Annotated in this window: 10 protein-coding genes; 1 reads left to right on the top strand and 9 read right to left on the bottom strand. The window is 66.2% G+C overall.

Annotated elements, in window-relative coordinates; all coding sequences use genetic code 11:
* The 9 genes from AB4Z51_RS43375 to phnG form a co-directional block, all read right to left on the bottom strand.
* Window positions 1-540: pyridoxamine 5'-phosphate oxidase family protein (locus tag AB4Z51_RS43375; RefSeq protein WP_441499626.1), on the bottom strand; the 540-nt coding region annotated here is incomplete at its 3' end.
* A 22-nt stretch (window positions 541-562) separates the two neighbouring features.
* On the bottom strand, window positions 563-1,159 hold the full coding sequence (gene phnN, locus AB4Z51_RS43370; RefSeq protein WP_135216932.1) for a phosphonate metabolism protein/1,5-bisphosphokinase (PRPP-forming) PhnN: 597 nt from the start codon (window positions 1,157-1,159) through the stop codon (window positions 563-565).
* Entirely contained in the window at window positions 1,156-2,313 is a 1,158-nt protein-coding gene (locus tag AB4Z51_RS43365) for an alpha-D-ribose 1-methylphosphonate 5-triphosphate diphosphatase (protein ID WP_085400972.1), read from the bottom strand. Before AB4Z51_RS43365 ends, phnN begins: the two co-directional genes overlap by 4 nt.
* A gap of 11 nt (window positions 2,314-2,324) precedes the next feature.
* Complete coding sequence (gene phnL, locus AB4Z51_RS43360) at window positions 2,325-3,023, bottom strand: phosphonate C-P lyase system protein PhnL (protein WP_085400877.1); 699 nt, start codon at window positions 3,021-3,023, stop codon at window positions 2,325-2,327.
* A 22-nt stretch (window positions 3,024-3,045) separates the two neighbouring features.
* Window positions 3,046-3,843 (bottom strand): phosphonate C-P lyase system protein PhnK, encoded by a 798-nt coding sequence (gene phnK / locus AB4Z51_RS43355; protein ID WP_085400875.1) that lies wholly within the window; start codon window positions 3,841-3,843, stop codon window positions 3,046-3,048.
* Between the two features lie 7 nt (window positions 3,844-3,850).
* On the bottom strand, window positions 3,851-4,741 hold the full coding sequence (locus AB4Z51_RS43350) for an alpha-D-ribose 1-methylphosphonate 5-phosphate C-P-lyase PhnJ (protein ID WP_085400873.1): 891 nt from the start codon (window positions 4,739-4,741) through the stop codon (window positions 3,851-3,853).
* Window positions 4,738-5,841 carry a carbon-phosphorus lyase complex subunit PhnI gene (locus AB4Z51_RS43345; protein ID WP_085400872.1) on the bottom strand — a complete coding sequence of 368 codons (1,104 nt, stop codon included), beginning with the start codon at window positions 5,839-5,841 and terminating at the stop codon, window positions 4,738-4,740. The genes AB4Z51_RS43350 and AB4Z51_RS43345 overlap by 4 nt, the downstream gene beginning before the upstream one ends.
* A 4-nt stretch (window positions 5,842-5,845) precedes the next feature.
* Window positions 5,846-6,454: a phosphonate C-P lyase system protein PhnH gene (gene phnH, locus AB4Z51_RS43340; RefSeq protein ID WP_441499625.1), complete on the bottom strand. Its 609-nt coding sequence runs from the start codon at window positions 6,452-6,454 to the stop codon at window positions 5,846-5,848.
* Between the two features lie 4 nt (window positions 6,455-6,458).
* Window positions 6,459-6,923 carry a phosphonate C-P lyase system protein PhnG gene (gene phnG, locus AB4Z51_RS43335; RefSeq protein WP_014491455.1) on the bottom strand — a complete coding sequence of 155 codons (465 nt, stop codon included), beginning with the start codon at window positions 6,921-6,923 and terminating at the stop codon, window positions 6,459-6,461.
* Between the two features lie 120 nt (window positions 6,924-7,043).
* Between phnG and phnF the strand changes: the two genes are divergently transcribed.
* Window positions 7,044-7,775, top strand: a complete 732-nt coding sequence (gene phnF / locus AB4Z51_RS43330; protein WP_071909231.1) for a phosphonate metabolism transcriptional regulator PhnF — start codon at window positions 7,044-7,046, stop codon at window positions 7,773-7,775.
* The last annotated feature ends 196 nt before the right edge of the window (window positions 7,776-7,971 follow it).

Below are 7,971 nucleotides of genomic sequence, written 5' to 3'. Positions count from 1 at the left end.
CATCTCGGCGAGAATCTGGCCGGGCGTCGGCAGCGTCTTCGGATCGATCCGCTTGTCGGGATTCCAGAGGTCGGAGCGGACGATGGCGCGGGCGCACTGGAAATAGATTTCGTCCACATTCATCACCATGACGCTGCGCGGCGCCTTGCCCTCGACCTTGAACGAGGCGAGCAGCTCGGGATCGACGGAGAGACAAGCGCGGCCGTTGGCCCGCACCGCATTGCCGGAACCGGGGATCAGGAACATCAGCGACACCCTGGGATCGCGCACGATGTTGCGCAAGGAGTCGACCCGGTTGTTGCCGCGGCGATCCGGCAGCATCAGCGTCTTCGGATCATGGATGCGAACGAAGCCGGGGAGATCGCCCCGCGGCGAGCAGTCGATCCCTTCCGGCCCGATGGTGGCGAGCGCGGCAAACGGCGCCTTCTCGATGAAGATGCGGTAGAGCGGGGTAACGTGGTCGGCGACTTTCACGGTCGAGGCATCACCAACGGCACCGTAGATGGCCTCCAGCTGTTCGACCGTTTCAATCACCGACATTCCGTTCTCCTTGTTGCGCCGGCTATTCGTGCCAGCCTTCGTTCCTGATCACACGCACGAGCTGGCGGCTGTGATAGTCCGCGCTGCCCGCGTTGAGGATGGTGACATCGGCATTGGCCGATGCGTCGTCGACGCTGCGCGCGAGGCGATCCGCGATATTGCCGTCGCTGTGCCGGGCCCGGGCAGCAAGCCGCTGCGCCAGCACGTCAGGCGGCGCCGTGATCGCGACCACGACGACGTTGGTATAGGCCTGGCGGAGCGCGCCGATCACCGTGCGCGAGACATTGGCGACGACGGCCCGGCCGGCGAGGATGTCATCATTGATTTCGAGCGGAAGAGCGTAGGAATGACCGTGTGCTTCCCAGTGCACGGCGAAATCGCCGTGCTCGCGCGCGCGGCGGAATTCGTCCTGGCTCATCGCCATGTTGTCTTCGGTTTCGGAAGATTCGCGCGTCACGACACGGCGCGGAAAGACGATGTCGCGATCGTCGACGCAGGCCGCCTGTGCGAGCCGCAACAGCGTGTCCTTGCCGGCACCGCTGGGACCGACCACGAGCACGAGCCGCCCGGGTCCGATCCCGCTGGCCTCATCGTGTGCCATGGTCGCGGTCTCGCTCATGCGACGCGGTTTCCTTCGCGCCAGACGCTGCGGACCACGGGAACGTCGCCTGCGACATGCACGCGGATCAGGTCGGCGCGCTTGCCGATCGCGACCTCGCCACGATCCAAAAGGCCAACCGCCTCGGCCGGCGCCTTCGTCACGGTACGAACCGCCGCCGGCAGGCTGATCGCGGGCACATGCTCCGGCAATTGCAGCGCGGCCATCAGGAGGCTGGACGGGATGTAGTCCGACGACAGGATGTCGAGCAGGCCCTCGCGGGCGAGATCGACCGCGGCGATGTTGCCGGAGTGCGAGCCGCCGCGCACGACGTTCGGCGCACCCATCAGGATGTCGATGCCGGCCTGATGCAGGCCGCGCGCGGCCTCCAGCGTCGTCGGGAACTCCGCCACCGAGACGCGATCGCGCACGGCGTCCACGACGTTCTCCTCGGTGGTGTCGTCGTGGCTCGCCAGCGGAATGTTGTATTTGTGCGCCAGCGACACGATCTCGCGCATGTTGGTCGCGGCATAGAGCTTCTGATACTCGAAGCGCTTCGCGAACAGCTCGTCGAGCTCGGCATCGGTCTTGCCGCCGCCCTTGCCGCGATAATAGTCGCGCAGCTTGACCTCGTCGCGGAACTGGCGCTGGCCGGGCGTGTGGTCCATCAGCGACATCAGCTTGACGTCGGGACGATCGATCAGCTCCTTGGCCTCCTCCACCACGCTCGGCATCGGGATTTCGCAGCGCAGATGCAGGAAGTGGTCGGCGCGCAGCAGGTCGGCATCGCGGGCGGTCGTGATGGCGGCGGCGAGCACGCCGGCGCGGCCATCGACTTCCTCGGCGCCGTCCTCGCGCCAGACCCGGAGCGAGTCGAACACGGTGGTGATGCCTGACGTCGCGAGCTGGCCGTCATAGGAGATGACGGCAGCGACCGGGTTCCAGAACACCTTTGGGCGCGGCACGTAATGCGCTTCGAGGTGGTCGGTGTGGAGCTCGATCAGGCCGGGCATGATGAGGTCGCCGCCGGCATCCTCGGCGCCCGCAGGCGCCCTGCCCTCGCCGATCTCGGCGATGCGTCCATCCGCGAGAGCGAGCCAGCCCTGCTCGATCACCCGGTCAGCCAGCACGATCCTGGCGTTGGCGATCACTGTGTCCTTCGGCTTGGCGTTCATTTCCATTTCCTTCAGGCGGCGGCGGCAAAGCTGGTGACGTCAACAATACGGTCGGCAATCAAATGGCGGATTTCGTCGTCGTGGACAATGGCGACCATGGCGACGCCCTGGCACTTCTTCTCCGCGACCAGATCGACCACGACGGCGCGGTTGGCGGCATCGAGCGAGGCGGTCGGCTCGTCCAGCAGCAGGATCGGCAGCTCCGAGATGAAGCCGCGCGCGATGTTGACGCGCTGCTGCTCGCCGCCGGAGAAAGTCGCGGGCGGCAACTGCCAGAGTCTTTCAGGAATGTTGAGGCGGTGCAGCAACTCGCCGGCGCGGGCCTGTGCGTCGGCGCGGGCCGTGCCGTTCACGATCAGTGGCTCCGCGACGACGTCGATGGTCGCAACACGCGGCACCGCCCGCAAAAACTGGCTGACGTAGCCGATGGTGGAGCGGCGGATGTTGAGGACCTGCCGCGGCTCGGCGGTGGCGAGATCGACCACCGCGCCGCGGTGGCGGATGCCGATGCGGCCGGAGTCGCAGCGGTAGTTGCCAAAGATCATCTTCAGGATCGACGACTTGCCGGCCCCGGACGGGCCTGAGAGCACGACGCATTCGCCCGGGTTGACGTGGAAGGTCACGCCGCTGACGACAGGCAATTCGATGCCGCCCTGCAGGTGCATCGTAAAGGTCTTTTTCGCGGCGGCRATGTCGATCATGGCGGTCATCGGAAAACTCATCTTGGAAGGCTTATGGCGGCAAAATCGAGGAGACGAGGAGCTGGGTATAGGGCTCGCGGGGGTCATCGAGCACCTGGTCGGTGAGACCGGTCTCGATGACACGGCCGCCCTTCATCACCATCACGCGATGCGACAGCAGTCGCGCGACCGCGAGATCGTGGGTGACGATGATGACGGCGAGGTGCAGCTCCGCGACGAGGCTGCGCACGAGGTCGAGCAGGCGCGCCTGGACAGACACGTCCAGACCGCCGGTCGGCTCGTCCATGAACACCAGCCGCGGCTCGGTGACGAGGTTGCGCGCGATCTGGAGACGCTGGCGCATGCCGCCGGAATAGGTGCGCGGTGCATCGTCGATGCGCGCGATGTCGATCTCGACGCGGGTGAGCCAGTCCGACGCGGTATCGCGAATGCGGCCGTAGTGATTCCAGCCCACCGCCATCAGCCGCTCGCCGACATTGGCGCCGGCCGAGACCGCCATGCGCAGGCCCTGCGCGGGATCCTGGTGGACATAGCCCCAGTCGGTGCGGAACAGGAAGCGTCGCTCGGCTTCGCCAAGGCTCGTGAGATCGCGGGTGACGCCGTCACGCATCCGGTACGACACCTGGCCGGCGCTCGGCGCGAGCTGGCCCGACAGCATTTGCAGCAGCGTCGACTTGCCCGAGCCGGACTCGCCGACGATCGCCAGCACCTCGCCGGGGTAGAGCGAGAACGACACGTCGCGGCACGCGGCGATGCGGCCATAGGATTTGCTGAGGGATTCTGCGACCAGCAGCGGCTGGTCGTTTTCGAGCTTATCGAGATCAGCCATGTCTTGATCAGCCATGTGAGCCCGCCTTGTCCTTGTACGGCGCGGCGCTGAGGCTGCCGTGATGGCCGGCGGCCTGGCGGCCCTCGCAATAGTCGGTGTCCGAGCACACGAACATGCGCCCGCCCTTGTCGTCGGTGACGATCTCGTCGAGATAGGAATTCTCGGCCGCGCACAGCGCGCAGGGCGCGTTGAAGCGGTACGGCTCGAACGGGTGATCCTCGAAATCGAGCGACACCACCTGCGTATAGGGCGGGATCGCATAGATGCGCTTCTCGCGACCGGCGCCGAACAATTGCAGCGCCGGGCAATTGTCCATCTTGGGATTGTCGAATTTCGGCGTCGGCGACGGGTCCATCACGTAGCGCGCGTTCACCTTCACCGGATAGGCGTAGGCGGTGGCGATGTGGCCGAAGCGGGCGATGTCCTCGTAGAGCTTCACATGCATCAGGCCGTATTCGGCCAGCGCATGCATGCGCCGCGTCTCGGTCTCGCGCGGTTCGAGGAAACGCAACGGCTCCGGGATCGGCACCTGATAGACCAGCACCTGGTTCGCGTGCAGCGCGGTCTCCGGGATGCGGTGACGGGTCTGGATCACGGTCGCATCTTCTGTTGCCGTGGTCGTGGCGACGCCGGCGGTCTTGGCGAAGAATTTGCGGATCGAGATCGCATTCGTCGTGTCGTCCGAGCCCTGGTCGATCACCTTCAGCACGTCCTGCGGCCCCAGGATCGCCGCGGTCACCTGCACGCCGCCGGTGCCCCAGCCATAGGGCATCGGCATTTCGCGGCTGGCGAACGGCACCTGATAACCGGGGATCGCGATCGCCTTGAGGATCGCGCGGCGGATCATCCGCTTGGTCTGCTCGTCGAGATAGGCGAAATTGTAGGCGGGCGCGTTCATTCCGCGGCCTCCTTCATGGCATCGGGCGCATTGGCCTCGGCAAATTCCTTGCGCAGCTTGCGCAGGAGCCCGAGCTCGGACTGGAAGTCGACATAGTGCGGCAGCTTCAGATGCTCGACGAAGCCGGTCGCCTGGACGTTGTCCGAATGCGACATCACGAATTCTTCATCTTGCGCCGGGGCCACGGCCTCTTCGCCGAGCTCGCGGGCACGCAGCGCCCGGTCGACCAGCGCCATCGACATGGTCTTGCGCTCGCTCTGGCCGAAGGCGAGACCATAGCCGCGGGTGAAACACGGCGCTTCCGTCGCCGAACCCTTGAATTGATTCACCATCTGGCACTCGGTGAGCTCGATGGAGCCGAGCGGCACGGCGAAGCCGACGTCCTCCGCGAAAAACTCGACCTCGACCTCGCCGAAGCGGATCTCGCCGACGAAGGGATGGTTGCGGCCGTAACCGCGCTGGGTGGAGTAACCCATGGCCAGCAGAAAGCCTTCGTCACCGCGCGCGAGGTTTTGCAGGCGCAGGTCGCGATCGGCCGGGAAGTTCAGCGGTTCGCGCGTGAGATCGCCGACGCTGGCGCCGTCTTCGGCCCGCGGCGAGGATTCGATCAGCCCGTCGCGGCCCAGAATATCGGTCACTCGCGGCGTGGGCGCCGTCGAAGCTTCTGCCGTCGCCGGCACTTCAGGCACAAAGCCCTGGCCAAGCGAGGGATCGAGCAGGCGGTGCGTATAGTCGAAGGTCGGCCCGAGGATCTGGCCGCCGGGAATATCCTTGAAGGTCGCCGACACCCGCCGCTGTACCCGCATCGCGCCGGTCTCGACCGGCTCGCTGGCGCCGAAGCGCGGCAGGGTGGCGCGGAAGGCGCGGACCAGGAAGATCGCCTCGATCAGATCCCCGCGCGCCTGCTTGATGGCGAGCGCCGCGAGCTCGCGGTCATAGAGCGACCCTTCGCTCATGACGCGGTCCACGGCGAGGCCAAGCTGCTCCGAGATCTGATCCAGCGTGACCTCGGAAACGCTCTGGTCGCCACGCCGCGCATTGGCGAGCAGGCGATGGGCGTTCTCGATGGCGCGCTCGCCGCCTTTGACTGCGACATACATGCGACTAGCTTCCCTTGTTCACGACAGGCGTGGTGCGCGGGATCGCAACCACGGCATCATCGGCGACCAGCACCAAATCGATGCCGCGCGGAAACAGCGCCTCGTTGAACTGCAGCCGTTCGAACAGGTCGAATGGCCTGATCGAGGCCTGAAGCGTCGCGACACCGTCGATGCCGGGGCCACGCAATTCGAAGCTGCGCCCCGAATCCAGGCTCTCGACCTGAAGGATCACTGTGGTCGAGCGATCCGGATATTCGTTGGTGCCGAGCGCGAAGCGTTCGAGCGCCGGAAGCAAGGCGCCGTCGCTGATCAGCGCGAAACTCGCAATCGAAGAGTCCTGCACCACCGGCGCGCCGGTGTGGAACCTGAGCCATTTCACCACGTCCGATCTCTCCGCCATCCTTGCATCGAGCCAGAGCGGCGTGTCGTGATCGAACAGCGTCAGCGCGATCGCGGCGGTGCCGCGCATCATCGGGCCGGGCGATCCCGCCATCGGCACGATGCGCTGGACCGTGCCCGGCCGCGCCATCGCGTCCATCACCGAACGAAAGGTCGATTGCGCCGACAAGACTTTGTCGACGAAACCCGGCGGCAGTTCCGCAATCGTGGTCATGGCCTCACCCCTCACCGCGCACCATGGTGTAGAAATCAACCTTCGTCGCGGCGGTCTCGGCGGCCGCCTGCTTGCGCTGGATCATAAGCTGCTCGCGCAACGGCGCGATAACGTCACGCTCCACCGCCTCGCCGAAATCACTGGACTGCGCCAGTGCGTCGCACAGCGCGATCAGCCGCGCCTTTTCGCCATCGCGCCCCAGCGTGTAGCCGAAGCCAACCTCGCCGCTCGCGAGCCGGACCGCTGCGCGAGACACCGTGGCTTCACCGAGATTGAACGGCGCGCCGTCGCCGCCGACCCGGCCGCGCAGCATGACGAGACCGTTTTCCGGCGCGCGTAGCTCCTGATGCGCCGGCAGGGCGAGAGCGCGGAGGCGAGCGGCGATCTCGCCCGCCTCCGCGTGCGCCAGCACGGCCATCGCGGCCTTGCGCTGGACTTGCTGGTTGTTGTGCTGGGTCACCAAATCCACCGAACTTTTCTGCAGAACTTGCCGAATCCAAGTTGTCTATGATAATAGACAACTTGATACGGAAGCGCCATGACTGTTTCGTGACAAACGTGTGATTTCTGAAGTAGGCTTCTCGGCGACATGAGCATGCAGGACACAGCCTCTTCGGGCGTCGCGCTGTGGCGCCTCGTTGCCGACGGCATCGAGCGCGGCATCGCCGACGGCCGCTTTGCCGCCGGCGACAAGCTGCCGGGCGAGATGGAGATCGCCGAAACCTATCGGGTGAACCGCCACACCGTGCGGCGCGCGCTGGCCGCGCTTGCCGAGCGCGGCATCGTGCGCGCCGAACGCGGCAGCGGAACCTATGTCGAGGCGCAGCGCCTCGCTTATCCCTTGCGCTCGCGCACCCGCTTCTCCGAGATCGTCGGCGCCGATGGCCGCGAACCGCATGGCCGGCTGATCGAAGCGTCCGGCGACGTCGCAACCCGCGAACTCGCGCGCGAACTGGGATTGAAGGCCGGCGCACCGCTGGTGCGAATCGAGGCGATCCGCCTCGCCGACCGCACGCCGATCTGCGTCTCCACCACCTGGCTGTCAGCGGAATTGTTCCCGGGCGCGGGTGAGGTATTCGCCGCGACGCGCTCGATGACGAAACTGCTCGAGCACTACGGCGTCCGCGACTACAGTCGCGGCGCGACCCGGATCACCGCCGGCATCGTGGACGCAACCGATGCCGCGCGGCTCGATCTGCCGCTGGGACGGCCGATCCTGGTGGTCGACGCGACCGACCACGATCTCGCCGGCAAGCCGCTGGTGACGAAGCATTCGCGGTTCGCGGCGGAGCGGGTGGAGTTTCTGGTGGAGAACGGGTGAGCGGCGCTCTCTTCCCCTCTCCCCTTGTGGGCCTGTTGCGTTATCGRCTCTTGAGGCTGAAGACGTCAGGAGCGAGTGCCCTGGTCCCGGCAATTGCCTGGCAAGATCTGTAGTTGTCGCCCTGAGCGGGCAGCTCACGCGGCGATCGTGGCCCACCGCCTCATGTTGAAGGCGATCGAGGCGAGCAGGACTTGCC

The organism is Bradyrhizobium sp. 2TAF36 (assembly GCF_052114925.1).
Lineage (GTDB): Bacteria > Pseudomonadota > Alphaproteobacteria > Rhizobiales > Xanthobacteraceae > Bradyrhizobium > Bradyrhizobium barranii.
This window is presented reverse-complemented; position numbering and strand designations above follow the sequence as displayed.